A 26,009-nucleotide genomic window follows, 5' to 3' on the forward strand; every position below is an offset into this window, starting at 1 on the left:
GTGCGGGGGTTCCTGGGGCGGCTGATCCGGCGGCCGGTGATTCCGCCCCGGCTCCAGTGGGTCCGGATGCCGCGGCGGGAGTGGTGGTTTCGGTGGGTGCCACGAAAACGTCCTCGTTTCGGTAAATTTACAACGTTATAGAAGCCATTGTTGATGGTTGCCGAATGAGAGTCAAGCAACATTCCTGCGGTCGTCCCCGCACGCTCCGGCCAGGGCCATCCCGGGCCAGGCGCTTCCCACCTGCGGAAACATTGGCCCCAGGCCGTAAGGGCAAAAACCAAGTAGTACCTAATCTCAAAAACGGGTACCGGTTACGCATTCACCGCGTACGGCCACGCAATTAGGTTTTTCTCAGAGACAAGACGGGTTCTGGCTCGCGGTACTTGGCTCACGAGGGGGTGTGAGACTGGCAATGCACGCACAATACGCAAACTCCGATTTCCCGGGTCGACGGACCCGGGCATTAAGCGGGGCCGGCGACGAGGAGGTCTTCGAGACCAAGGCCTCTCCCCCAGCCGTCGCCGGCCCTCTGGTTTCCCAGCAGGGCCCCCTCCACCGCCCCCACGGCCCCGCTGTCTACGGAAATCCGGCAGTTGGACGGGCTCCGCACGGCAACCCGGGGGCCGGAAACGCCGCCTTGGGTGATTCACGGCAGGGCAGGCCTGCCGGTCCGCAGAGCGGGACACAGAACGCCATCCTGCTCGACCTGGTGACCGGCGCCGAAACGCTGTCCGACTCCCTGGAACTGCTCGCCGCTGCGTCAGCCCGGGCCGTTGTGGGTACGGCGGGCCTGGTGATCGAAACGGGGGTGGTGGTCCGGCAGGCGAAGCGGGCCCCTGTCATCACCGGAACATCCGCCGAGGTCATCCGGCTCCTGGAATGGGAACAGGAGGCAGGCGAAGGGCCGGTGTGCGACGTACTCGCCGGCGGACATCCCGTGGCGGTGCTGCAGCGCAGCGGCGACTTCCGCTGGCCCCGGTATTGCCAGGAGTTACAGGCGGCCAATCTTGGCAGCGTCCTGGGAATGCGGCTCCGGGTGGACAAGGACAGCGGGACAACCGCTGACGGCAGCGTACCCGGGCGCGAAACCACGGCCGCCCTCTCGTTCTTCGCCCAGGACGCCAAGGCATTTCCGCTGCAGGTCATTTCCGAGGCGCGATCCTTCGCCGGCCTTGCCGCGAAGAGCCTTCAGATGGCCCTGGACCTCCATAACGCCCGGTCAACCGCATCGGATTTGCGGTTCGCGCTGGACAGCCGCACGTCCATCAACGTTGCCTGCGGCGTGATCATGGCCCAGAACAGGTGTTCCTACCACGAGGCTTTTTCGATCCTCGCCCGTGCCTCCAGCCACCGGAATATCAAGGTGCGCCGGGTGGCGGAGGACATCCTCGAGCGTTTGCCCGAGGGTCCTCCGCAGGCGCACTTCGGCCACTAGGTCAGATGCCGCCGGCGAGCTTGTAGTAGGCGGCGTTCCAGTTCAGGTCCTTCTTGAACTGGCGGATGGTGGTTTCGGCGTCGATCGTGAGCAGCTCGGTTTTGGCGATCTCCGCGAAGTCCTCGAACACGTCCATGCCCACCTGGGTGGAGAGAACGGTGTGGTGTGCGGCGCCGGCGGTGAGCCAGGCGGCAGCGGAGGTGGCGAAGTCGGGTTTGGGCTGCCACAGGGCGCGCGCCACTGGAAGGTTGGGCAGCGGCTGGTCCAGCGGGACCACGTCCACGGCGTTGGCCACCAGGCGGAACCTGTCCCGCATGTCCGACAGGGCCACAACGACGCCCGGGGAGGCATCGGCGTCGAACACCAGGCGCACCGGGTCTTCCTTGCCGCCAATGCCCAGCGGATGGATCTCCAACCGCGGCTTGGTAGCAGTCAGCGACGGGCAGACCTCGAGCATGTGCGCGCCGAGGATCTTCTCGGAACCGGGTTCCAGGTGGTAGGTGTAGTCCTCCATCAGCGAAGCGCCGCCGGGCAGGCCCGCGCCCATCACCTTGGCCGCGCGGACCAGGATGGCGGTTTTCCAGTCGCCTTCGGCGCCGAAGCCGTAGCCGGCAGCCATGAGCCGCTGCACGGCCAGGCCGGGGAGCTGGCGGAGGGCGCCGAGGTCCTCGAAGGAGGTGGTGAACGCGGCGGAGCCGTTGGCTTCGAGGAAGCTGCGCAGGCCGAGCTCGATCCTGGCCCCGTAACGGAGCGAGTCGTGGCGGGCCGCGCCTGCGCGGAGCTCCGGCACCACGTCATAAAGGTCCTCGTACTCGGCAACGAGCGTGTCGACGTCGGCCTCCGCAGCGCTGTGCACGGCGTCGGCGAGCTCGTTCACGGACCACGTGTTGACCGCGACGCCGAAGCGCAGCTCCGCCTCGGTCTTGTCGCCTTCAGTGACGGCGACGTTACGCATGTTGTCACCAAAACGGGTGAGCTTCAGGGTGCGGACGGCGGCCCAGCCGGCGGCGGCGCGCTGCCAGGAACCTACCTGCCGGGCTACCTCCGGGTTGGAAACGTGCCCCACGACGGTCTTCCGGGCGATGCCCAGGCGGGACTGGATGTAACCGAATTCGCGGTCGCCGTGGGCTGCCTGGTTCAGGTTCATGAAGTCGAAGTCGATGTCCGCCCAGGGCAGGTCCCGGTTGGCCTGCGTGTGCAGGTGCAGCAGGGGCTTGCGGAGCAGGTCCAGGCCCTGGATCCACATCTTCGCCGGGCTGAACGTGTGCATCCAGGCGGTGACGCCGATGACGGAATCGTTCGAATTCGCCTCGAGCGCGGTGCGGCGGATGGCATCCGAATCAGTCAGGACAGGCTTCCAGACAATCTTGACCGGAACGTCGGAACTGCCGTTGAGCTGGTTGGCAATCTCCTGCGACTGCGCGGCAACCTGCTTGAGGACATCCTCGCCGTAGAGGTGCTGGCTGCCGGTGAGGAACCAGACCTCATAACCGTCAAGGGATGTGTTTGCTGCGCCACTCATGGGTTCTCCTTTGGAGTAAGTCTTGTTGGGAGTAAGTTCTTGGGGGTGCTGCTTGGATCGGCGGCGCTGGATTACTGCCCGTAGACGTTCTGGTACCGGGCGTACAGGGAATCGATGTGGCTCTGGTCGATGGCTATGGGCTCGCCGAGCTGCCGGGCGATGTGGACGGTGCGGGCCACTTCCTCGCACATCACCGCAGCCTTCACCGCGGACTTGGCGTCCTTGCCGATGGTGAACGGGCCGTGGTTCTGCATCAGCACCGCCGGTGAGTTCGAGTTCTTCAGCGTCTCCACGATGCCGTGCCCGATCGAATCGTCCCCGATTAGTGCGAACGGTCCCACCGGGATGGATCCGCCGAATTCGTCGCTCATCATGGTCAGGACGCACGGGATGGACTCGCCGCGGGCCGCCCACGCGGTGGCGTAGGTGGAGTGCGTATGCACCACCCCGCCCACCTCCGGCATGTGCCGGTACACGTAGGCATGGGCAGCAGTATCCGACGACGGCGAGAGCGCCGGGTTGCCCCACTCACCTGTCGCATCTCCCGGCACAGGCACCCCGTACAAGTCCGTGACCACCATCTGCTCCGGCGTCAGATCCTGGTAAGAGACGCCCGAGGGCTTGATGACCATCAGTTCGTGGCCGGGGACCCGGGCGGAGACGTTGCCCGCGGTCCATACCACCAGTTCATACCGGGTCAGCTCGGCGTGCAGGGCGCAGACTTCCTCCCTGACGCGGGCGATGGTGTCCAGGATTCCGGTGCTCATGCGGACACCTCCACAGCGGCCTCAACAGCCGCGGTATCCTGGTCTGCATTTCCCGCCAGGGAAGCGGCGGCTCCGCCGGGGGAACCGGCAGCCTTCCGCTGGATGGCCTTGAGCCGGTGCATCACGTCGTTGCTGCCCCGGCCGAAGTAGTCATGCAGGGTCTTGTATTCCTGGAACAGTTCCTCGTAGGCGGCCGCGTTTTCAGGGATCGGCGTGTACACCTCGCCCGGCTCCGCCCCCATGGCGGCGGCCGCCTCCCGGATGTCCGCATACTTCCCGGCCGCCACGGCAGCGTGGATGGCCGAGCCCAGGGCCGGGCCCTGCTCCGAGCCGATCGTGGACAGCTGCAGTCCCGTGACGTCAGCGTAGATCTGCATCAGGAGCCGGTTCTTGAGCAGGCCGCCGGCCACGATGAATTCCTTGACCGGAACGCCGGAACTGCGGAACGCGTCCACGATGGTCCGTGTGCCGAATGCGGTGGCTTCGAGCAGGGCGCGGTAAGTGTCCTCGGGGCGGGTGGCCAGGGTCTGCCCCACCACGATCCCGGACAGTTCGTGATCCACCAGCACCGAGCGGTTGCCCGAGTGCCAGTCCAAAGCGATCAGGCCGTGCTCACCAATGGACTGCCGGGACGCCAGCTCAGTGAGGTATTCGTGGATCCCCACGCCTGCTGCTTCGGCGGCCGCGTGGTATCCGGGCGGCACACCGTACCTAGTGAACCAGCCGAAGATGTCGCCCACGCCGGACTGGCCGGCCTCGTACCCCCAGAGTCCGTCCACGATGCCGCCGTCCACCACACCGCACATGCCCGGCACTTCATGGAGTTCATTACCGTTCATCACGTGGCAGGTGGAGGTGCCCATGATCGCCACCAGCTGGCCGGGGTCCACCGCGCGCGCCGCCGGAGCGGTCACGTGCGCGTCCACGTTGCCTACCGCGACGGCGATGCCCTCAGGCAGGCCTGTCCAGCCGGAAGCCTCCGCCGTGAGGTAGCCGGCGGCGTCGCCGAGACGTCCAATAGTGTGTTCCAGCTTCGTGCTGACAAAGTCCTTGAACCCAGGATTCAAGGCAGCCAGGAAATCCTCCGACGGGTAGCGCCCGTCCTGGTAAATCCCCTTGTAACCGGCAGTGCAGGCATTGCGGACATACTGGCCGCACAGCTGCCAGACGATCCAGTCCGCAGCCTCCACCCAGTGGTCCATCCCGGCGTAGGCTTCGGGGTCCTCCTCCAGCAGCTGCAGGCCCTTGGCGAACTCCCACTCAGAAGAAATCAGCCCGCCGTACCTGGGCAGCCACTCTTCGCCGCGTTCGGCCGCCAGCCGGTTGATCCGGTCGGCCTGGCCCTGCGCGGCGTGGTGGCGCCAAAGCTTCACGTAGGCGTGCGGCCGGTTTTCGAATCCGGGCACCTCGTTCAGTGGGGTTCCGTCCGCTTTTACCGGCACCATGGTGCAGGCGGTGAAGTCCGTGGCAATTCCGACGACGGCTGCCGGGTCAATTCCCGCCTCAGCCACAGCTGCCGGGACGGCAAAACGAAGGACGTCCCGGTAGTCGTTGGGCACCTGGAGGGCCCATTCCCCCGGGAGCCGGACGGACTGTCCATCGGCGCCCTGGCCGGCGACGTCTTCCGGGAGTACATCAGTAACCACTGCATGCGGGTACTCGTACACGCCGCTGCCCAGCTCCTTGCCGTCCCGCACGCGGACCACCACGGCCCGGCCGGAAAGGGTCCCGTAATCCACACCGATGACGTAGCTGTCCGTGTCCACTCTGACGTCCATAAAAGTTCCTCCAATAGCTGCCGCAGCTTCGCGACCTTTCAATTGTGAGCGCTAACAAGAATGAAGTCAATGCCCCAAAAGGCAACGTTGTAAATCGAGGCGCGCCAAGTATCACCACGGAAACTGTGGGACGGCTGCCACATGGGGTAGGGACAGATGGGGTAGTGACAGGATGGAGCAGGGACAGGATGGACCGTCACACGGGACGCCCTGGGCAGGAAGGAAGTTCGTGGCAACCCTTCAACCGGCAGGGCGCACTGGGACTGTCGCGTGGCTGGCCGGTCCGCTCTCCACGGGTTTCGGCCTGGCAGCGCACCTGGCGGCCGGCGGCCCGGCGCCCTCGCTCATCATCCTTGTGGCTTTGGCAGCTCTGCTCGGCATGGCGGCAGCGATGATCGGGCGCTTCAGCATCCCCGGCTGGGCCGTGCTGCTCGCGTGCGCGGTGGCCCAGCAACTGCTTCACCTGGGATTTGCGGCGTTTTCCGGCGGCTCCGCCGAAGGGATACCCAGCCATGGGCACGGCGGCAGCGGGCAGGAGGTCCCGTACCCCGCGCAGGATCGACCATCGGGGGCCGAGGCTGCACCGCCGCCCGGGTATTCGCCGCACCTGATGCTCCACGCGCACATGGCCGCGGCGCTTTCAACCTATGCCGTTATGTACTACTGGCCCGGTTTTGTCCGCTGGTCCCGGCGCTTCCACGCATCCCGGCCAAAATCCCCCACTGTTTAGTGCTCTCGCCGGATAAGGCTCACGCCCGGCCGGGGCTCACCGGAAGTGCCGGCTGATGCGGGATCAGGACCGCCAGAGGCGGGCCAAGGCGGCAATGTCCGCCGGCGTGGTCCGGCAGCAGCCGCCCACCATCCGCGCGCCGCGTTCCTGCCACGCCCGGGCTCCTTCCACAAGGCTGGCCGGCGCGCGTCCTGCATCAGTGGCGTCACCGGAAGCTGCGGACGGCCCCCAGGTCTTGGTGGTGGCGTTGTAGGTTTCTCCGGAGTTGGGATAAGCGATCAACGGTTTGCGGGTGGCCCGCCCTAAGGCATCCAGTGCCGGAGTGACCAACTCCAGCGGGACGCAGTTCACCCCTATCGCGGCTACGCGCGGCTCGTCGTTGCACAGCTCCGCCACCCGTTCGAGGGCAGTGCCGTCACTGATGTGCGCGCCATCCCGGAGTGTGAACGTCAGCCAGGATTCGACGTCGAACTCGGCAACCAGTTCCAGCAGCGCGGCAGCTTCAGGCAGCGAGGGCAATGTTTCGCAGGCAAGGACGTCGGCTCCCGCGTCCACGAGGGCCGCGATCCGCGGCCGGTGGAACGCCTTAAAATCGTTCCGGCTCAGGGTGTAGTCGCCGCGGTATTCGGATCCGTCCGCGAGGTAGGCGCCGTACGGTCCAACAGATCCGGCCACCAGCAGCGGGCCGGCCTCCGGGTTTGCGGCCAGGTGCTCGCGGCGGGCTTCGTCTGCCAGGCTGACGCTCAGTGCCACCCGTTCCAGGGCTTCAGCTTCGGAAATCCCCCGGCGTGCGAACCCCAGCGGCGTCGCCTGGTAGCTGGCGGTGATGGCAACCCGCGCCCCCGCACGAAAGTAGTCAAGGTGGACCCGCCTGACGAGTTCCGGCTGCTCCAGCAGGACTTTGGCAGACCACAACGGGTCCTCCAGGTCGCAGCCGTGTGCTTCAAGTTCGGTGGCCAGGGCACCGTCCAGGACCAGTTTCTCTCCGGCTTCAAGCAGGCGGGACAGGGCGTTGTTGCGGGGCATGGTGTCAGGCAGGGGCATCACTTCAGGCTACAGGGAAGGGCGCGGGTCAGGAGCGCGGTGCTGCCGTGCTCTCCCGGGGCACCAACTGCGGGATGACCACCGTGGAACTGACCGGCGCGCCCGCTTCGATCTCCTTCAGCATGGCATCCATGCAGCGCCGGCCCAGCTCTTCGAAGTCCTGGCGCACGGTGGTGAGGGGCGGGGTAAAGAAGCCCGATTCAGGCTGGTCGTCGAACCCCACCACGGAGACGTCGTCGGGCACGCGCACGCCCGCCTCATTAAACGCGCGCAGTACACCGAGGGCCATCTGGTCGTTGCCCACGAACAGGGCCGTTGCCGTCCGCTCGGCCGCCAGCCGCCGCCCGATCGCATAGCCGCTTTCGGCGCTCCAGTCGCCTTCCAGCACCAGGTCGTCCTGCAAACCCGCCTGCTGGAGCGCTGCACGCCAGCCCTCGGCCCGGAGGGCACCATCGATCCAGTCCGCCGGCCCGGCGACGTGGCCGATCCTGCGGTGCCCGAGGTCGATGAGATGCCCGACGGCGATCCCGGCGCCGCTCTTCTGGTCCACCATCACGCCGCTGACGGCGTCGTTGCCCGCCGAGCCGACGGCCACCACCGGGACGCCGGGGTTGAACTCCTCCAGGATCCGCAGCGTTTCGGTGTGCGGCACCAGGACGGCGATCCCGTCCACCGACTGGTCCATAAAGTGCCGGAGGGCGTCGAAGATGGCGTCCCGGCCGATGGAACGCAGCGCGGCGATACTGACGAAGTAGCCGGCATCGCGCGCGGCACGCTCGACGCCGAGCATGGTGTTGGCGGGGCCGTACTGTGAAAGCTCACTGCCCAGCACCCCGATGGTCTGCGAGCGCCGGGTCACCAGGCTGCGGGCCGCAGTGTTGCGGCGGTAGCCCAGTTGTGCGATGGCCGCCTCGACCCTTTCGCGCGTTGCCTTGCTGACATTGGGGTGGCCGTTTACCACCCGGGAAACGGTCTGGTGCGAAACACCAGCAAGTTCAGCCACGTCCTCAAGGCGCGGCAGGCGCCCGCTGCTGCTTTTAGTCATGTCCCCATTGTGCCCGTTTGGCCCGGGTTGCCACGCGCCCCACGAAAAATCCCCCGGCGGCTTCGAAAGGCTGCCGGGGGATTCCCGCTCTTACAAAGAGTGGGCCCTGTGGGGCTCGAACCCACGACCCACGGATTAAAAGTCCGATGCTCTACCAACTGAGCTAAAGGCCCCTGCCGGGCTGTGTGGGCACCGAAGTGCCGGCCTGCCCGGCCCAGTCCATTTCTGGACATTTAATACTCTAACCCATGGTTCCGGCCCCGTTGAACGCAAGCCGGGACCCGCCGTCGGGCGCGTGTGCAAAGGGTTCCGATGCTCGATTTACGGCAGGGCACAGGAGTAGCGTGGGTGGCATGAGCGAGCAACCAGGTCCCAGTCCTTACGGCGGCGCCAACCGGCACCACAAGCCGAAGCCTTTCGCCCCCGTGGACTTTGAGCCTTTTGCCGGCGGCGCGGATCCCGCGCGCGTGTCCGAGGCCGCCCACCTCGCCGCCCAGGCGCTGGTCCGGCACGGCCGCGACAGCGACGATCCCGCCGTGACCGAGCGGCTGGTCAGGCTGGCTGACGAGCAGGGCCTGGAGGCCATCGCGGAGATGTGGGCGGAGAGCCCGGCCCGGTCGCTTCCGGGTGCCCTCTGGCGCCTTTATGCGTTGCGGGCGGCCACAGTGCAGGACCCGGAGCGCATTTCCGTCTACTTCCGCGCCGGAAAGGACACTGCCCAGGTTTCCAACGTGGTGGCCGGCGCGGCCGAGCCTCCCGGGGCAGACGAGATGAAGACCATGGCGGACGCCATCCTGTCCGGGGCGTTCGACGGCGAGTTCGACGTCGCGCTGGAACGTTCCGCGGCGTTCTGCCGCGTGGTGGCACTCGGCCAGGCCACCCTTGCCGACGGGGCCGAGCACGGCAACGAGGCCCACGCCAGCAAGCTCACCCGCAACTCCAACCAACTGGTCAAAACCGCTGAAGACCTTGAGCACGCCGCCAACGCCTGGCGGCTGGGCGAATTGGACTGACAGGGCCCGCTTTGTGGCCCAGAACCGGCGATCTGTCAATGTTGACTTGGGCCAACCAACGTAGAACACTGAAACTGGTGCCGAGCCGCGAAACCCCCGGGCTTCAACATTTAGCCGCCTAGAGCGGCCTACCGCCGAGAGGCGTATCCGGTTCGGCACCATTTTTATGCCCGCTTACGGCCGGCCTGATGTTCGTGGGCCGCCTGCCGTCAGCCCATTTCAACCCTCCTTTTACGGGCCGGTAGAGTTAGCGTTGGTTGCGCCGGGGTCACGTCACACGGCAGGCAACTCCCGCCCTGAACTACTCCCGGAGACCGGTAACTACGTGAAACTGCGCCTTTTTCCCCAGGAGCCCGCCGGGCTGAACCTCTTGTCGCAAATGGCGCAGCAGATTGTGCTGGGCAGCGCCACCCTCGCCGAAATCCTCGGTGTCCCCGCGGCGGAGCACGGCAGGCTTGTGGAGGACATGCACAACCACGAGGCACGGTCCGCCGAACTGCATTTCGCCCTTCTGACGCACATGCGCACCAGCTTTGTTAACCCGTTGCCGCGCGAGGACATGTATGCCCTCTCGCGGTACCTCAACGAGGCCATCGAGAAACTGGATGCCGCCGCGGAACTCGTGGCCCTTTACCGGCTGGAGCGCCTCCCCAAACGGGCCGCGGACCAGCTGGAGATCATCAGCCGGCAGGCCGAGCTCACCGTGGATGCCATGCGGCGGCTCGACAACCTGGACGACCTCGAGGATTACTGGATCGAAATCCTCCGCCTGGCCAAACGTGCCGAACGGACCCACCGGGTGTGGGTGGCGGACATGATCAGCGATATGAAGTGGGCGCAGTACTCCCGCAACCGCGACATCGCCAACCAACTCGTGGAAGTCACCAAGGACATGCGCCGCATCGCCACCCAGGTAGGCAGCATCATCGTCAAGGAATCCTGAGGTGACGGCAGTCGTCTTCGGCGCAGTGGTCCTCCTGGCCGCCGTGTTCGCCTTCGTCAACGGGTTCCGCGACGTCTCCACCTCCGTGGCCCTTGCCGTCCGCACCCGGGCACTCACGCCCAGCGTGGCGGTGCTGCTCGCAGCCTTCTTCAACTTCATTGGTGCACTGCTCAGCGCGGGCCTGGCGGTGGCTGTGAGCCAGGCCTGGATCAGCCTCCCTGCCGGGACGGACGGACTCAGCATCCTCCTGGCCGGCCTGGCCAGCGCCATCGCCTGGGGTGTCTTCCTGTGGTGGCGGGGCATCCCGGCCTCCACCACCCACGCCCTGGTGGGCGGCCTTGCCGGGGCCGGACTCGCCAGCCTCGCCATGGGTGGGCCAGGTGTTGGCGGGGTGGACAACTCCCTGCTGTTCCAGGTCATCCTGCCCCTGGTGCTGTCCCCCCTGGTGGCCTACAGCGGCGCGTTTATGCTGGTCTACCCCGCCACCTGGGCCGCACGGCACACGCAGCCGAACGTGGTGAACCAGCGGTTCCGCCGGAGCCAGTCCATCGCCGCGGGGGCGGTGGCGTTCGGCCATGGCCTGCAGGACGGGCAGCGGATCAGCGCCGTCCTCCTCCTTGCCCTGCTGGCGGGCGGCTATTCCGACGGCGGCAGCATCCCCGTGTGGGTTGCGCTGCTTTCCGCGGTGATGATCGCCGCCGGTACGATGTTCGGCGGCTGGCGGATCTCGCACACCATCGGCCATAAAATCACCAGGATCGACCCGCTGCGCGGCTCGGTGGCCCAGATTTTCAGTGCCGTGATGCTTTTTGTGGGTGCCATCGGCCTGCACTGGCCCCTGTCCACCACGCACACCGTCACCTCGGCGGTGTTGGGCGCGGGAGAGAACCAGCACTTCTCGGTCACCAACCGGAAGCTGGTGATCCGCATCGTGGGGCTCTGGATCCTCACCCCGCTGGCCACGGCCGCCCTCGCCTTTGTGCTGGCGCTGGCACTTTCCCCGCTGCCGGAATAAGCCGCGCGGACCGGGTCCGCCGGCTCACAGCCGGGGACCACGCCGTCGTCTGCTGCTGCCCTGCCGTACAAGACCTGTACAGCCGGAAGCTGGTGACGTAAATTCAAAAGTAGGCCCCCAGCACCGCTGCCGGGCCTGCCATCCGCAGCCGGGTGCAGGGCTGGGGATGGTTCCGCTGCAGCATATCGGCGGGTTGGCTGCACAACGTGGAAAAGACCAGGCGCCATGTCTACCCCGGCTCCCCGCCACGACCACCCTCAGCCACGCCATATGCAGTGCGAGCTTTGCGGAACGGAACAGCAGCTGACCATCCACGCGATCATTGCGATGGGTGCCGCCAATGGCGACCTGGTCACCGTCTCCTATACGTGCAACGAATGCCGCCGGTTCCAGGAGCACCTCGCGTATGCGGCCGACGTAGCCGCGGCGCTCGGCCAGGTGCGGTGGATGGCAAAGGTTATTTTGCTCGGTGACGAGTACATCCATTGCGGATTTGCCATGGAGGAAGCCGAGTTCGAGATAGAGCGCCTGTGCTACCGGAGCAGTTCCGGCGGGGCACTGAACACCGTCTCGCTGCCCACCCGGGTGCTGCGCTGCCGGTGCGGCTTCCAGCTGGAAGTCCCCGAATAGGCGTACGACGACGGCCCCTGGTTCAGCCGGCTGTGGGCCCACGGCCGCAGGGGTCCCCGGGCGAGCGTGCGAGCCTGGGGCGCGGCTGGGGATTATCCGAAGCGGCCGGAGACGTAGTCTTCCGTGGCCTTCTGCGTGGGGTTGCTGAAGATGGTGTGCGTGTTGCCGACTTCGATGAGCTTGCCGGGCTTGCCGGTGCCGGCGATATTGAAGAACGCGGTGCGGTCCGAGACGCGGGCTGCCTGCTGCATGTTGTGCGTCACGATCACCACCGTGTACTGGTCCTTGAGCTCGTTGATGAGGTCTTCAATGGCCAGGGTGGAGATGGGGTCCAGCGCGGAGCACGGCTCGTCCATCAGGATCACCTGCGGCTCCACTGCGATGGCCCGCGCGATGCAGAGCCGCTGCTGCTGGCCGCCGGAAAGGCCCGAACCGGGCTTGTCCAGGCGGTCCTTGACCTCGTTCCAGAGGTTGGCGCCCTTCAGTGAGCGCTCCACCAGGACGTCGGCCTCGCCCTTGGAGATCTTCTTGTTGTTCAGCTTCACGCCCGCCAGCACATTGTCACGGATGGACATGGTGGGGAACGGGTTGGGCCGCTGGAACACCATGCCGATCTGCGAGCGGACGGTAACAGGGTCCACGCCCGGGCCGTACAGGTTGTCGCCGTCGAGGAGCACTTCGCCCTCCACGCGGGCGCCGGGAAGTACCTCGTGCATGCGGTTCAGGGTCCGCAGGAAGGTGGACTTGCCGCAGCCGGACGGACCGATGAATGCGGTGACGGACTTGGCCTCGATGTTGATGGTGACGTCCTCCACGGCGAGGAAATCGCCGTAGTACACGTTCAGGTCCTTGACGTCGATGCGCTTAGACATGGTGTTCCTTCACTAACTGGGGATGAATTGAAGTCTAGGTTCCGGCCGGAAGCGGCGGTAGGTGCCACATGCCCGGAGCCGCGGTCAGCGGCCCGTTTTGGGGGCGAAGACCCGGGCGATCAGCCGGGCGCCCAGGTTGAGGATCATCACCAGGATGATCAGCACCAGGGCAGCGCCCCAGGCCCGCTGGGAGGACGGGTCCGGGTTGGCCGGCGACGTTGGGTTCAGGATCTGGGTGTAGATGAACGTGGGCAGCGAGGCCATCCAGCCGCTGAACACGTTGGAGTTGATGCTGGTTGCGAAGCCGGCGGTGACCAGGATGGGCGCCGTCTCGCCGATAACGCGGGCGATGGCCAGGGTGACGCCCGAAGCGATGCCGGAGATCGCCGTCGGAATCACCACCTTGACGATGGTCCGCCACTTGCGCACGCCCAGCGCGTACGCCGCTTCACGCAGTTCGTTGGGCACGATCTTCAACATTTCCTCGCTGGACCGCACCACAACGGGGATCATCAGCACGGAAAGGGCGACGGCGGCCACGGCGCCTGTCTTGGTTCCCGGGCCCACCACCGCGAAGAAGAAGGCGGCGGCAAAGAGGCCGGCCACGATGGACGGGATGCCGGTCATAACGTCAACGAAGAAGGTGATGGCGCGGGCGAGCCGGCCATCCCTGCCATATTCCACCAGGTAGATCGCGGTCAGCAGGCCCACCGGCACGGAGATAACGGTGGCCAGCAGGGTAATCTCCACCGTACCCAGCAGCGCGTGGTAGATGCCGCCCAGGACGGGTGCGCCCTCTTCCACGGCCCGCCTGTCGTACACTCCCGTGACGCCGTTCATGGAGCTGCTCAGGAATCCCGGTGTCAGGAGGCCGGGGATTCCGTTGACCAGCACGGTCCAGATGACCGAGACGAGCGGCAGCAGCGCAACCAGGAAGGATCCCACCACCAGGCAGGTGGCCAGTTTGTCCTTGGCCTTGCGGGATCCTTCCACTGCTGCGCTCCAGGACACGAGCCCAACGGCGAACAGGATCGCGGAGACCACGCCCCAGCCAAAGGCGTTAAAGCCCACCAGGGCCAGGAGCGCCGCACCGAGAATCAGTGCAACGGCAAGGACCACGTAGGGCGCGTACTTGGGCAGCTGGCCCTTGGTGAGCGCCGAGCGCTTGCTGCGGACGGGAGTAAGGGTGGAGGTCATTTAGTTGGCTCCCGAGAATTCTTTGTGCCGGGTGATGATCCAGCGCGCGATCATGTTCACGGCCAGGGTGATGATGAACAGGACCAGGCCCGCAGCGATGAGCGTGCTGACCTTGAGTCCGCTGGCCTCGGGAAAGTTCAGGGCGATCTCCGCGGCGATGGTCTGGTTGCCGGACTGGATCAGGCTGGCCGTCAGGGCTCCGGAGGACAGCACGAGGGCCACCGCCATGGTTTCGCCGAGCGCGCGGCCGAGCCCGAGCATAACGGCGCTGATGATGCCGGGCCGCGCAAAGGGCAGGACGGACATCTTGATCATTTCCCAGCGGGTGGCACCCAATGCGAGCGCGGCTTCCTCGTGCAGTTTGGGGGTCTGCAGGAAGATTTCGCGGGACAGTGAGGTGATGATGGGCAGCACCATCACGGCCAGGACGATGCCTGCGGTAAGGATGGTTTTGCCGGTGGCGGAGGCCGGGCCTTGGAAGATCGGCAGCCAGCCCATGTTCTGGGCGAGCCAGTTGTAGGCCGGGGAGATTTGGCCGGCCAGGAACGCTGCACCCCACGCGCCGTAGACCACAGAGGGGATCGCGGCGAGCAGGTCCACCACGTAGCCCAGGCCGGCGGCGAGTCCGCGCGGGGCGAAGTGGGAGATAAACAGGGCAACGCCGATGGCGATGGGCGTGGCAATCACCAGCGCAATGACTGCTGCGATGAGCGTGCCGATCACAATAGGCCAGATGTAGGCGAAGAAGCCTGCACCGCCCTGGATCTCGGCGGCAGGTGCCGTCAGCGCCGGGATGGCCTGGACCACCAGGAAGAGCGCGACGCCGAAGAGGACGGCGAGAATGAGGCAGCCGGCGGCCAGCGCGGCACCCGAAAAGATTTTGTCCCCGGCGCGGCCGGCGCCCTGGGTGCTGGTCAGGGGGGTGGCGGTCATTCGACGGCCCTTCGATCGTGGAGGTTATTCAAAGACTGGAAGAACGTGCATCCAATGCCAAGTTCCCCGCACTGCCTGCCGGCAGGCGGGGAACCCGGATTTGGTGCGCTGATTAGGACTTGACCTTGACGGACTCGATGGCCGCCTTTGCCTTCTCGGCGAGGGTGGAGGAGAGCGGAGCGGACTTGGCGGAATCCGCAGCCGTCTGCTGGCCTTCCTCGGACACTACGTAGTTCTCGAAGGCCTTGATCAGGTCAACGGTCTCCTTCTTGTCGTAGGTGCTGCATACGACGTGGTAGGAAACCAGGACCACGGGGTAGGCGCCGGAGGCGGTGGTCTTGCGGTCCAGCTTGATGGCACCGTCGTTGGCGGAGCGGCCTTCAACAGGCTTGCCGGCTTCAACTGCCTTGGCGGCGGCGTCGGCGGAGATCTTCACGAAGTCTTCGCCCACCTTGATGGAGGCGGTGCCGAGCTTGCCGCCAACGGCGGAGTCGTCAGCGTAGGTCACGGCACCGGGGGTGTCGGTGACTGTCTTGACCACGCCGGAGGTGCCCTTGGCGTTCTCACCCTGGAGGCTTGCAGGCCAGACGCCGGCGGCCTTGTCCGTCCAGATCTCAGATGCTGCCGACGCCAGGTAGTCGGTGAAGTTGGTGGTGGTGCCGGAGTCGTCGGAGCGGTTCACCGGGGTGACCTTGAGGTCCGGCAGGGTGACGCCGTCGTTCAGGGCAGCAATGGCGGGATCGTTCCAGGTGGTGATCTGGCCGCGGAAGATCTTGGCCACCGTGGCTGCGTCCAGCTTCAGCTCGGTGATGCCGGGGAGATTGAAGGCTACGGCAATCGGGGAGATGTAGACCGGGATGTTGACAGCACCTTCGGGGCCGCACTTGGCCTTGGAGGCTTCAAGTTCTTCGTCCTTGAGGTACGCGTCCGAACCGGCAAACTGTGCCGAGCCGTCGATGATGGCCTTGCGGCCGGCGCCGGAGCCGTCCGGCGAGTACTGCACGGTGGCGCCGGGGTTTGCCGAGGCGAAGCCGGCCTTCCACGCGTCCATGGCCGCGGTGGTGGAGGATGCGCCGATGCCGGTGAGCGTGCCGGTCACCTTGGGTCCGGCTGAAGTCTGGTTGCCGCTGGGCGCGGTGCCCGTGGCGTTGTCTGAACCGCAGGCGGTGAGCGCGAGTGCGCCGGCTGCGATAACAGCAATAGCGGCGTGGCGGCCGAAGCGAAGTGCCTTCACTAGGTGTACCCCTTCCAGGGTTTCTCAGTTGCGGGACAGGGGCGGAGAACCCTGCAGCGCGATGCGTACGTTTTGTACCTTCATCGAAGTTAAGGGCCGCAGGTAACGGGATGGGCTGTCCAAAGTGAACGGAACATTAACGACGGCGGGATATTTGCTGACAAGTGCCGGGTTCCCATTGCGCAGATCACATCTGCGGCCGTAGTGCGCGGCAGCAAAAATAAAACACGGGCAGCAAATAGACTGGACGTCATGGCTTCGGCAGCAGGACTCTCAGCGGGCAGGCGTTTCCTGCACGGCCGTATCCGCACCGGGTTGATCCGGAGCCGGAATTCGCTGGTTCCTGCCATCCAGATGACCCTGTGCGCAGTGGGCGCCTATGCCTTCGCCGAGTACGTGCTGGGCCATTCCGGGCCCCTGTTCGCCGCCACCTCCTCCCTGATCGCCCTGGGCTTCTCGCGCGAACCGCGGCTGCGGCGGGTGGTGGAGGTGGGACTGGGCTGCACCATCGGCATCGCGGTAGGCGACCTGCTCTTGCACTGGCTGGGCAGCGGAATCTGGCAGGCCGCCGTCGTGCTGCTCTTCTCCATCCTGCTGGCCCGCTTCCTGGACAGCGGCACCATCTTTACCACGCAGCTGGGGCTTCAGTCGTTGCTGGTGGTGCTGCTCCCGGCGCCGGCCGGCGGGCCTTTCACCCGGAGTATCGACGCCGTGGTGGGCGGCCTGTGCGCTCTGCTGGTGACCATCCTGATCCCCAAGGACCCTCGGCGGGAGCCACGCAAGGACGTGCAGAAGCTGCTGCACGAACTGGCGGAGGTGCTGCGCGAGTGTGCCGACGCCTTGGCCGACAGCGACTCCACGCAGGCATGGCACGCGCTCATCCGGGGCCGGAACTGCCAGCCGCTGGTGGACGCGATGCGCCAGTCCCTGCGCTCTTCCGGGGAGGTGGCCAGGCTTGCGCCCGCCTACCGGCGGCACCGGGAGGAGCTGGACCAGCTGAAAGTGTCACTGGACTTTATTGATCTGGCTTTGCGGAACAGCCGGGTTTTCGCCCGCCGGCTGACGAGCGCCATCAATCACGCGGCGCTCTCGGACGAGGCAACGGAGAACATCGCAGAAGTGCTGCAGGAGACCGCTGCCGCCATTGATGAGCTGTCGCTGGGCCTGGCGGAAACGCACGACGGCGTCCGCCGCGCCCACCTGCGCACGGCCCGGCGTGACCTGAGCGAGATTGCCCTGCGGCTGCACCCGAAGCTGCTTGAAGTGCAGCGGCTCGAAGGCGAAACGGTGGTGATGCTCTACCGGCCCCTGATGGTGGACCTCCTGGAGGCCACGGGGATGGACGCGCGTGAGGCGCGGGACGTGCTCCCGGCGCTTTAGCTCCGGTGGTTGAGCCCAGCCGAAACTAAACGTCGTTGGGGTAGTGCAGCCCCAGTTGCTGCCGTGCTTCGTCCAGCAGCTGCATCATCTGCACGGTTTCGGCCCAGCGCATCAGCGGACTCTCCTGGAGACCGGCGCGGATGCACCGTGCCGTTTCGCGCAGTTCGTGGATGAAGCCCTCGGTCTCCTCTGGAAATTCCTCAACCCGGATTCGGCCGTCCAGGCCGCAAATTTCCAGGCTTTTCGGGCTGTACAGCGGGGAACCGGTCCTGATCCAGCCGGCGGTCCCGCCGAGTGTTGCCATGCCCGGACCGGCCGACGAGAGTGAGGAGGTCAGCTGGGCTGCGGCGCCTTCCGGATATTCGAGCGTGAGCGTGTTCTGCACGTCCACGCCGTCCCGGTTCAGGTGCCCCGTGGCGGTGAGCCTGGTGGGAAATCCGAGGGCAGCCACGGCCCAGGTCAGCGGGTACACCGCGAGGTCCAGGAGGGCGCCGCCGCCGGCAGCCGGATCCCACAGCCTGTCCGCTGGATCGTACACAGCCGGAAAGCCCAGGTCCGCTTGGACCCAGCGCACCGTGCCGATCGCCCCGCTGCCGGCCAGCTCAAGGGCGCGGCGGGTAGCCGGCAGGAAACGGGTCCACACCGCCTCCATCAGGAACACTCCCCGTTCCCCCGCCAGCGCGGTCAGTTCGCGGGCCTCACGGGCGTTGATGGTGAGGGGCTTTTCGCACAAGACATGTTTGCCGGCGTCGAGGGCGGCAAGGGCAACTTCGAAGTGCTGGGCGTGCGGCGTGGCCACGTACACCACGTCCACCAAAGGATCGGCGAACAGCTGTTGGTAGCCGGTTGCGGTGGGTGTGTCGTGGTAGCTCACGGCAAAGCCGTGCTCTTCAGCGAAGCCCCGGGCGGAGCCCTCGCTCCGCGAACTCACCGCATACAGCGTGGCATCCTCAAGGCAGGCGAGGTCGCGGGTTACGCGGTGGGCGATCCTGCCGGTGGCCACAACACCCCACCGCAGGAGGCGCCCACTGTGGCCGGAACCTTCCTCCTCGGCGCCCATCAGGCGGACCCGCGCACCACGAGTGACGTGGGGATCTGTGTCACCCGGTCCGGGTCCTTCCCCTCAATCAGGTTCACCAGGATTTCCGCCATTTTCTTTCCCATGTCGATGATCGGGTGATGCACCGTGGTGAGCTGCGGGTCCACGGAAACTGCGAACGAGTCGTCGTCGAACCCCACCACAGCGACATCCTCGGGTATCCGGAGTCCGCGCTCCTGCAGGACCGTGTAGGCCCCGGCGGCCATCTGGTCATTGGCGACGAACAGTCCGTCCACCGGCCGCCCGCTGCCCAGCAGGCGCCGCATCGCTTTGGCTCCGGAGGCGAGGGTGAAGTCCCCGTACTCCACCATGGAATCATCCAGCCCCGCTTCCGCCAGGGCTTTTCGCCAGCCGTTGACGCGGTCAATGCCCGGCGGCATGTCCTGGGGGCCTGCGATGGTGGCGATGTTGCTCCGTCCCCGTTCGATCAGCAGCCGGGTTGCCCCTGCGGCTGCGGCCTCGTTGTCAACGTCCACGTAGTAGCTGCCGCTTTCGCGCAGGGGCCGGCCGGCGAACACCATGGGGATGTAGTCGCCCAGGTGGGTCCAGGACGTGTCCCCCGCATGATGGGACACCACCAGGGCCCCTGCGACGCTTCCGCCGAGCAGGAAAGCCCGGGTCTTTTCCGGCTTGGCCTCGGAAGCAATCACCATGTTCAGTGTGTAGTCCGTGTCTGCCAGATAAAGGGCCACGCCCTCCACTACTGAGGCAAAGAACGGGTCCGCGAAGACCTTGGACGTGGACTCCGGCACGATAAGGGTCACGGAGTTGGGCTTCCTGCTGGCCAGGGTACGGGCTGCCCGGTTGGGGGTGTAGTTGACGGCGAGAATGGCCTGCCGCACCTTGGCAGCGATGTCCTCGTCCACGCTCGGCACATCATTAACCACCCGCGAGACGGTGGCGCGGGAAACGCCGGCCAGCGCTGCCACCATCTCAAGGGTGGGCGCCGGCCTGCTTGCGCTGGGGTCTTGCTTCACAATCTTCGCTCCGTGATCTAGCTGGCACTGGGCCGGGGATTTCAGTTTAGGCGGGCAGGGAAACAGCGGGGCGTGGAATGTTCCGCTTCGCCGCGGCAATCAACCCGGCGTAGGCCTTCCCGCTGTCCTTGACGGTGCGCTCGAAGCTGCCGTAATCCACTCGGACAATCCCGAAACGTTTTCCATACCCCCACGACCATTCGAAGTTGTCCAGCAGGGACCAGACGAAGTAGCCGCGGACGTCCGCACCCTGGTCTATGGCCTGGCCGACGGCGGCCACATGGTCCAGGATGAACCGGGTCCGGTCCTCGTCGTGCACTGCGCCGCCGGCATCCACCGTGTCCTCGTAGGCGGCGCCGTTCTCGGTGATGTACAGCGGCGGCAAGGACGGATACTCCTCGCCCAGCCGGACCAGCAGCGTACGCAGGCCCTCGGGGTTCACTTCCCAGCCCATTGCTGTCCTCGGCAGCCCCCTGCTGGGGAACGCGATGTCCTCGGAACCGATCCAGGGTGAGGCGGTGGGACGTTCGGCTCCGCCGGAGTGGCCGTCACTCCCGGCGGCGTCGGCGTGGCCGCTGATGAGGTCATCGTGGTAGTGGTTCACGCCCAGGAAGTCCAGGGGCGCGCTGATGATTTCGAGGTCGCCCGGACGGATCACCCCCTGCAGGCCGAAGGGTGCCAGGTCCCGCAACGAATCCTCCGGGTAGCTTCCCCGCAGGATGGGGTCCAGGAAAATCCGGTTCTGCAGGGAGTCGAACCGGCGGGCGGCGTCAAGGTCCACCGGGTCCTGGCTGTCCCGCGGAATCGAATTGCTCAGATTAAGGGTGATGCCCAGCTGCCCGGCTCCACGGCTTCGCAGCGCCGTGACTGCCAGCCCGTGGGCGAGATGCTGGTGGTGAACGGCGGCGATGGCTGCCGCGGGCTCCTGGCGGCCGGGCGCGTGGACCCCATCCCCGTAGCCCAGCAGCGATGAACAGAAGGGTTCGTTGAACGTGGTCCAGTGGCGGACCCGGTCCCCCAGCGCCGAATACACGTCGTCTGCGTACTCAACGAACCGGTACGCGGTGTCCCGGTTGGCCCAGCCGCCCTTCTCCTCAAGTGCTTGCGGCAGGTCCCAGTGGTAGAGGGTGAGCCAGGGCAGGATGCCAGCTTCGAGCAGCTCGTCCACCAGCCGGGAGTAGAAGTCCAGGCCCTCGCGGTTCGGGGTCCTGTCTCCTGGACGGACCCGCGCCCAGCTGGTGGAGAACCGGTAGGAATCCAGTCCGAGTTCCTTCATCAGCCGGACGTCCTGGGGCATCCGGTGATAGTGGTCCACTGCCTGCTCGAGGGTGTCACCGTTGGCGATGGCGCCGGGGATCCTGGCGAAGTGGTCCCAAATCGAATCTTCCTTGCCGCCTTCGTGGCCGGCGCCCTCTACCTGGGCGGCCGCCGTCGCCGATCCCCACAGGAAGCCCTCGGGCCATTGCCGCTTATATGTTGAGTGCTGCATTCAGCCCTTCACTGCTCCTTGCATGATTCCTGAGATGAGTTGTTTTCCTGCCAGTACGAAGAGCACCAGCAGCGGGAGGGTTGCCAGCACGGCGCCGGCGAGGACCACGGAGTAGTCCACGTAGCGGGCAGACTGAAGCTGGCTGAGCGCCGACTGCAAGGTGGGGTTGCCGGCGTCGAGCACCAGAAGGGGCCAGAGGAAATCAGTCCAGGCCGTCATAAAGGTGAAGAGGCCCAGGATGGCCATGGCGGGCCGCGCTGCGGGGATGGCGACATGCCGGAAGGTGGAAATCATGCTGGCCCCGTCCATCCTGGCGGACTCGATGAGTTCGTCCGGGATGACGTCCACCAGGTACTGCCGCATAAAGAAGACACCGAACGCCGTTACCAGGGTGGGCACCACCACGGCGCCGATTTCACCTGTCCAGCCCAGGGTGCGCATCACCATAAAGAGCGGGATGATTCCGAGCTGGGTGGGGATGGCCATGGTGGCCACCACCATCAGCATGAGCCCGTCCCGGCCTTTGAAGCGGAGCTTGGCGAACGCGTAGCCGGCCAGGGTGGAGAAGCCCACCACCGAAACGGTGATGATGCAGGAAATCAGCACGCTGTTGCCCAGGGCGAGCCAGAAGGGAATGGTGTCGAAGACTTCACCCACGTTGGTCCAGAAGTTTCCACCCGGGAGCAGTGGCGGCCAGGTTTCACTCAGGGCCTCATTGGAACGGCTGCCGATCACGGCGGACCACCACAGCGGGTAGGCCGAGGACAGCAGGAACGCCAGGAGCAGGCCGTAAGTCAGGAAGCCGGGTTTTTCTCCGGAGCCGACGAAGCGCTTGCGTGGTCCGGTGGAGGGGCCTGGCGCAGGCGTTCCGGAAGTGCGGGATTCAGTGGGTGCCGGGGCTGCCCCTTCGATGATGCTCATCGCGTGGTCCTTTCGGCGCGTCTCCGGGCAGCCCGGGAGGGTTTGGTGGCGTCTGCGGTGGCGATCCGCCGGGAGATGAGGTAGTTGACCAGACCGAACAGCACGATAATCAGGAAAAGGAGCCAGGCGATGGTGGATGCCTTGCCGAAGTTCTGGCGCTGGAAGGCCATTTCCCAGAGGTACAGCACGGTGGTTTGGAATTGCCGCTGTGATCCGCCTGCGGTGGCGGGATCGAACAGGCGCGGCTCGGTGAAGATCTGCAGGCCGCCTATGGTGGACGTAATGACCACAAACACCATGGTGGGACGGATGCTGGGCAGGGTGATGCTGAAGAACCGGCGTACCGCTCCGGCCCCGTCCAGGGCGGCGGACTCGTAGAGGTCGCGGGGAACGGCCTGCATGGCTGCGAGCAGGATCAGCGCGTTGTAGCCGGTCCAGCGCCAGTTCACCATGGTGGCGATGGCGATGTGGCTGGGCAGGGTTTCGCTTTTCCACATCACGGGGTCCAGGCCGATATTGCCCAGGACGTTGTTGATCAGGCCGTACTGCTCACCGAACATGTTGGTGAAGATCATGGCCACTGCCACCGGCGTCACGATGTAGGGCAGGAGGACGCTCATCCGCCAGAAGGTCCTGGCCCGGAGGTTCTGGTCAAGCATTGCCGCCAGGAAGAGCGCGACGGCGAGCTGCGGAATGGCGGAGAGCAGGAAGATGCTCACCGTGTTGAACAGGGAGTTCCAGAAGAAACGGTCTTGCAGGACCTCCACGAAGTTTTGCAGCCCCACGAAGTCCCCCTGGCCCTTGAGCAGGTGCCAGTCGAAGAGGCTCACCACGAAGGTGTAGACCAGGGGAAAAAGCCCCACGAGGGCGAAGAGGATAAAGAACGGGGCGACGTACAGGTAGGGCGATGCTTTGACGTCGAAGACGTTCAGCCGCTGCTTCCAGGTGGGTTTCGGTTTGATGGCCGCGGGTTTGGCGGCCCGGTTCAGGGTGGTTGTCATGGGCTCTTGCCCTCCATCGGGGGGCCTCCCTTCCGGAAGACCCCGCAGCGGGTGGTGCTAGTTGTTTACGACCAGGTCGTTGAGGAGGGTCAGTGCTTCGGACCAGGCCTTGTCAGCATTGGCCGTGCCGCCGTCGAGCATTTTCAGGGCCGGGCCAAACACGTTCTCCTGGATGACGGAATCGTCCGGTCCCTTGAACTGGGCCACCACTCCCTTGGCGCGGTTGGCGAGGATAACGCCGGTGGGGGCGTTGTTGAACAGCACGTTGGGGGTGGCGTCGGCCACGAGCTTCTCCTGTGCCTTAAGCGTGCTGGGGAAGTTGTTGGCCGCGGCCGACTGCTTGACCTGCTGCTCAGGCGCAGTCAGCCAGGCGGCGAGCTTGGCAGCTTCTGCCGGATGTTCGGAGGTCTTGGGCACTGAGAGGAAAGCGCCGCCCCAGTTCGAGGCCCCGCCCGGGAAGACATCGGCGAAGTCCCAGCCGCTGTCCGCGCCGCCGCCTGCTGATTCAAGCTGGCCCTTGATGGTGCCGAGCATCCAGCCGGGGCAGACGAAAGTCGCGAAGGAGCCGTCGGTAAACGCCTTGCCGGTGCCCCAGTCAAACTGGGTCTGGTTGGCGGACAGACCCGCCGCCGTTCCGGCCGCCAGCAACTCGAATTTGGCTTTCATCTCCGCGTTGCCATCAATGTTCAGCTTTCCGTCCTTGGTGTAGTACCCCTCCTCCATCTGGTTCACCATGGAGTTCCAGACGAAGCCGGACTGGTCATACCAGGCCTTCCCGGTGGCCGCCTTGTACTGCTCGCCGAGCTTGAAGTAGGTCTCCCACGTGGCGTCCTCGCCGCCGAACAGCTTCGCTACCGATTCGCGGTCCTTCGGCAGGCCGGCAGCCTCAAACAGTTTCCCGTTGTAGCAAAGGCCCTGGGGTCCGATGTCTGTTCCGTAACCAATGACGCGGCCGTCCGGATCTGTGCCCTGCTTGAACTTCCAGTCCACCCAGTTGTCCTTGATGTCCGCAGCCCCGTGCTCGTTCAGGTCCACGAACTGGTCCGAAACTTCCATGATGGATCCGAGCCAGCCTTCCTCGATGGCCACCACGTCGCTGAGGCCGGAGCCGGCAGCAAGTTTCGTGAACGCGTCGGTGCGGGCGTTGGCTCCGCGGTCTATGTTCGTTGCCTTGATCTTGATTCCGGGGTTGGCCTGCTCGTATTCACCGTAGAGATCGTCGTAACCGAAGGTTCCGAAAGTGGTGACCGTGAGTTCCACGGGGTTGTCTGCGCTTGCTGCCTGTTCTTTGCTGCTGCTGCTGCAGCCGGTGGCCATCAGGGCCAGGGCCGCTGCGCCCGCAATTGCGGCCGCGGTATGTCGTGCGAATTTCAAGGTCACTCCTTTGTGGGGGGAACTACCGGCGCTGAGAGAGCGCTCTCTGGCAAGTTCCTCAACTGTAGAGGTGGCGCAGATCACTGTCAAGAGAGCGCTCTCTCGTGGTGTCCTGTTGGTGGGAGGTTACGGTCGGCGGTCGGCCCACGCCCGCAGGGTTCCCTGGCCGAGCGTGCGAGGTTAGGGTGCGGGCGGGGATTGTCGGTGGCCGCCATTAGGGTTGGACGCATGGCAACAAAGACTTCCCGGGCCGCCAAGGCGCCCGCCTACAAATGCGCCGAATGCGGCTGGACCACCGTGAAATGGGTGGGTCGCTGCGGCGAGTGCCAGGCGTGGGGCACCGTGGAGGAGACGGGCACCGCGGTTGCGCGCACGACGGCGGCCACAACAGTCCTCGAGCCGGCCCGCCGGATTGCCGAGGTGGATGCCACCACGGCCGCTTTCCTGCCCACGGGCGTGGACGAACTGGACCGGGTGCTGGGCGGCGGCCTGGTCCCGGGCGCGGTGATCCTGCTGGCAGGCGAACCCGGCGTCGGAAAATCCACGCTGCTCCTGGACGTCGCTGCGAAGTTCGCACGCACCGCCCAGGACGTGCTGTATGTGACCGGCGAGGAGTCCGCGGCGCAGGTGAAGCTGCGCGCCGAGCGGATCGACGCCGTCGCGGAGTCCCTGTATCTCTCGGCGGAAACGGACCTGGGCCAGGCCTTGGGGCAGGTGGAGAAGATCGAGCCGCGGCTCCTGATCGTGGACTCGGTCCAGACCCTCAGCAGCGCCGACGTTGACGGCAGCGCGGGCGGTGTTTCGCAGGTGCGGGAGGTCGCGGCATCCATTATTGCCGCGGCAAAACGGCGGAACATGACCACCTTGCTGGTGGGCCACGTGACCAAGGACGGTTCCATCGCCGGGCCCCGGCTCCTGGAGCACCTGGTGGATGTGGTGTGCCAGTTCGAGGGAGAACGGCATTCGCGCCTGCGGCTGCTCCGCGCCGTCAAGAACCGCTACGGGCCTACCGACGATGTGGGCTGCTTCGACCTGAACGAGAACGGCATCGAAGGCCTCGCCGATCCCAGCGGGCTGTTTGTCAGCCGCACCAAGGAACCGGTCTCGGGCACCTGCATCACCGTGACCATGGAGGGCCGGCGCCCACTGCTGGCCGAGGTGCAGTCGCTGCTGGCCGAGAGCCCCAACTCGCAGCCGCGCCGGGCTACCAGCGGCCTGGACAGTTCCCGGGTCTCCATGCTGCTGGCGGTGCTGCAGCAGCGCGCGGGGACACTGCTGCACAAGGACGACTCCTACGTGGCCACGGTGGGCGGGGTGAAGCTGAGCGAACCCGCCACGGATCTAGCGGTCGCCCTCGCCGTGGCCTCGGCCAAGGCGCGCAAACCCCTCCCGATCCGCTTGATTGCTTTCGGCGAAGTGGGACTCGCCGGCGAAGTCCGCCCGGTTCCGGGCATCAACCAGCGGATCCAGGAGGCCCACCGGTTGGGGTTTACCCATGCCGTGGTCCCGGCAAGCCATGCCGGCCCCGGGCCCGTCCCGGCCGGTTTTTCGGTCCGGGAAGTGGAGCACCTGACGGAAGCCCTGAGCCTGTTGATCGGCTAGCGCCTGCT

The 26,009-nt window shown here is 66.0% G+C and carries 23 protein-coding genes and 1 tRNA gene; 8 read left to right on the forward strand and 16 right to left on the reverse strand.

The genetic code is table 11. The features are described from left to right. Nucleotides 1-412: 412 nt before the first annotated feature. On the forward strand, nt 413-1,435 hold the full coding sequence (locus QRN11_RS16285) for an ANTAR domain-containing protein (RefSeq protein ID WP_285313615.1): 1,023 nt from the start codon (nt 413-415) through the stop codon (nt 1,433-1,435). Nucleotide 1,436: 1 nt separating this feature from the next. On the opposite strand, the gene araA is transcribed toward QRN11_RS16285, so the two are convergent. The 3 genes from araA to araB all read right to left on the reverse strand — a co-directional run bounded on the left by araA (nt 1,437) and on the right by araB (nt 5,502). Next, nucleotides 1,437-2,957, reverse strand: coding sequence for an L-arabinose isomerase (gene araA / locus QRN11_RS16290; protein WP_285313616.1), 1,521 nt, complete (start codon nt 2,955-2,957; stop codon nt 1,437-1,439). 71 nt (nt 2,958-3,028) lie between these two features. Then, entirely contained in the window at nt 3,029-3,724 is a 696-nt protein-coding gene (locus tag QRN11_RS16295) for an L-ribulose-5-phosphate 4-epimerase (protein WP_091420429.1), read from the reverse strand. Beyond that, nucleotides 3,721-5,502 (reverse strand): ribulokinase, encoded by a 1,782-nt coding sequence (gene araB / locus QRN11_RS16300; RefSeq protein ID WP_285313619.1) that lies wholly within the window; start codon nt 5,500-5,502, stop codon nt 3,721-3,723. The genes QRN11_RS16295 and araB overlap by 4 nt, the downstream gene beginning before the upstream one ends. A 229-nt stretch (nt 5,503-5,731) precedes the next feature. On the opposite strand from araB, the gene QRN11_RS16305 reads away from it, so the two are divergent. Then, a complete protein-coding gene (locus tag QRN11_RS16305) occupies nt 5,732-6,232 on the forward strand; it encodes a hypothetical protein (RefSeq protein WP_285313621.1) in 501 nt (166 codons plus the stop codon). Nucleotides 6,233-6,295: 63 nt separating this feature from the next. Here QRN11_RS16305 and mmuM read toward each other — a convergent pair whose 3' ends face one another. The 3 genes from mmuM to QRN11_RS16320 all read right to left on the reverse strand — a co-directional run bounded on the left by mmuM (nt 6,296) and on the right by QRN11_RS16320 (nt 8,494). Continuing rightward, nucleotides 6,296-7,258, reverse strand: coding sequence for a homocysteine S-methyltransferase (gene mmuM, locus QRN11_RS16310; protein WP_285313766.1), 963 nt, complete (start codon nt 7,256-7,258; stop codon nt 6,296-6,298). Between the two features lie 46 nt (nt 7,259-7,304). Then, a complete protein-coding gene (locus QRN11_RS16315; RefSeq protein ID WP_285313623.1) occupies nt 7,305-8,321 on the reverse strand; it encodes a LacI family DNA-binding transcriptional regulator in 1,017 nt (338 codons plus the stop codon). A gap of 100 nt (nt 8,322-8,421) precedes the next feature. Next, a tRNA-Lys gene (locus QRN11_RS16320) sits at nt 8,422-8,494 on the reverse strand. Nucleotides 8,495-8,674: 180 nt separating this feature from the next. Here QRN11_RS16320 and QRN11_RS16325 point away from each other — a divergent pair. The 4 genes from QRN11_RS16325 (at nt 8,675) to QRN11_RS16340 (ending at nt 11,922) form a co-directional block, all read left to right on the forward strand. After that, entirely contained in the window at nt 8,675-9,334 is a 660-nt protein-coding gene (locus QRN11_RS16325; protein ID WP_091420424.1) for a hypothetical protein, read from the forward strand. A gap of 325 nt (nt 9,335-9,659) precedes the next feature. Next, on the forward strand, nt 9,660-10,277 hold the full coding sequence (locus QRN11_RS16330) for a DUF47 domain-containing protein (RefSeq protein WP_285313625.1): 618 nt from the start codon (nt 9,660-9,662) through the stop codon (nt 10,275-10,277). A 1-nt stretch (nt 10,278) separates the two neighbouring features. Next, nucleotides 10,279-11,292 (forward strand): inorganic phosphate transporter, encoded by a 1,014-nt coding sequence (locus QRN11_RS16335; RefSeq protein ID WP_285313626.1) that lies wholly within the window; start codon nt 10,279-10,281, stop codon nt 11,290-11,292. 225 nt (nt 11,293-11,517) lie between these two features. Continuing rightward, nucleotides 11,518-11,922, forward strand: coding sequence for a hypothetical protein (locus QRN11_RS16340; RefSeq protein WP_091420419.1), 405 nt, complete (start codon nt 11,518-11,520; stop codon nt 11,920-11,922). Between the two features lie 92 nt (nt 11,923-12,014). Here the strand turns inward: QRN11_RS16340 and pstB are convergent, their stop codons facing one another. The 4 genes from pstB to pstS form a co-directional block, all read right to left on the reverse strand. Next, nucleotides 12,015-12,794, reverse strand: a complete 780-nt coding sequence (gene pstB / locus QRN11_RS16345; protein WP_091420417.1) for a phosphate ABC transporter ATP-binding protein PstB — start codon at nt 12,792-12,794, stop codon at nt 12,015-12,017. Nucleotides 12,795-12,878: 84 nt separating this feature from the next. Beyond that, nucleotides 12,879-13,991 carry a phosphate ABC transporter permease PstA gene (gene pstA / locus QRN11_RS16350; protein WP_285313627.1) on the reverse strand — a complete coding sequence of 371 codons (1,113 nt, stop codon included), beginning with the start codon at nt 13,989-13,991 and terminating at the stop codon, nt 12,879-12,881. Then, a complete protein-coding gene (gene pstC / locus QRN11_RS16355) occupies nt 13,992-14,924 on the reverse strand; it encodes a phosphate ABC transporter permease subunit PstC (protein ID WP_142059419.1) in 933 nt (310 codons plus the stop codon). It lies immediately after the preceding gene. A gap of 112 nt (nt 14,925-15,036) precedes the next feature. Then, nucleotides 15,037-16,158 (reverse strand): phosphate ABC transporter substrate-binding protein PstS, encoded by a 1,122-nt coding sequence (gene pstS / locus QRN11_RS16360; RefSeq protein WP_285313629.1) that lies wholly within the window; start codon nt 16,156-16,158, stop codon nt 15,037-15,039. A 252-nt stretch (nt 16,159-16,410) separates the two neighbouring features. On the opposite strand from pstS, the gene QRN11_RS16365 reads away from it, so the two are divergent. Then, nucleotides 16,411-17,538 carry an FUSC family protein gene (locus tag QRN11_RS16365; protein WP_142059423.1) on the forward strand — a complete coding sequence of 376 codons (1,128 nt, stop codon included), beginning with the start codon at nt 16,411-16,413 and terminating at the stop codon, nt 17,536-17,538. A gap of 25 nt (nt 17,539-17,563) precedes the next feature. Here QRN11_RS16365 and QRN11_RS16370 read toward each other — a convergent pair whose 3' ends face one another. Genes QRN11_RS16370 through QRN11_RS16395 form a run of 6 tightly spaced genes read right to left on the reverse strand, consistent with a single transcriptional unit; the run spans nt 17,564 to nt 24,342 of the window. Beyond that, nucleotides 17,564-18,598: a Gfo/Idh/MocA family protein gene (locus QRN11_RS16370; protein ID WP_285313631.1), complete on the reverse strand. Its 1,035-nt coding sequence runs from the start codon at nt 18,596-18,598 to the stop codon at nt 17,564-17,566. Next, the gene (locus QRN11_RS16375) at nt 18,598-19,614 is read right to left on the reverse strand and encodes a LacI family DNA-binding transcriptional regulator (RefSeq protein WP_285313633.1); all 1,017 of its coding nucleotides are present in this window, start codon (nt 19,612-19,614) and stop codon (nt 18,598-18,600) included. The genes QRN11_RS16370 and QRN11_RS16375 overlap by 1 nt, the downstream gene beginning before the upstream one ends. Nucleotides 19,615-19,660: 46 nt before the next feature. Then, the gene (locus QRN11_RS16380; RefSeq protein WP_285313635.1) at nt 19,661-21,103 is read right to left on the reverse strand and encodes a GH1 family beta-glucosidase; all 1,443 of its coding nucleotides are present in this window, start codon (nt 21,101-21,103) and stop codon (nt 19,661-19,663) included. Continuing rightward, complete coding sequence (locus tag QRN11_RS16385; RefSeq protein ID WP_285313637.1) at nt 21,104-22,024, reverse strand: carbohydrate ABC transporter permease; 921 nt, start codon at nt 22,022-22,024, stop codon at nt 21,104-21,106. After that, nucleotides 22,021-23,025, reverse strand: coding sequence for a carbohydrate ABC transporter permease (locus QRN11_RS16390; RefSeq protein WP_285313639.1), 1,005 nt, complete (start codon nt 23,023-23,025; stop codon nt 22,021-22,023). The genes QRN11_RS16385 and QRN11_RS16390 overlap by 4 nt, the downstream gene beginning before the upstream one ends. 57 nt (nt 23,026-23,082) lie before the next feature. Beyond that, complete coding sequence (locus tag QRN11_RS16395; protein WP_502935047.1) at nt 23,083-24,342, reverse strand: ABC transporter substrate-binding protein; 1,260 nt, start codon at nt 24,340-24,342, stop codon at nt 23,083-23,085. 285 nt (nt 24,343-24,627) lie between these two features. On the opposite strand from QRN11_RS16395, the gene radA reads away from it, so the two are divergent. Then, nucleotides 24,628-26,001: a DNA repair protein RadA gene (gene radA, locus QRN11_RS16400; protein ID WP_285313643.1), complete on the forward strand. Its 1,374-nt coding sequence runs from the start codon at nt 24,628-24,630 to the stop codon at nt 25,999-26,001. Nucleotides 26,002-26,009: the final 8 nt, after the last annotated feature.

The organism is Pseudarthrobacter sp. fls2-241-R2A-168, assembly GCF_030209335.1.
GTDB lineage: Bacteria > Actinomycetota > Actinomycetes > Actinomycetales > Micrococcaceae > Arthrobacter.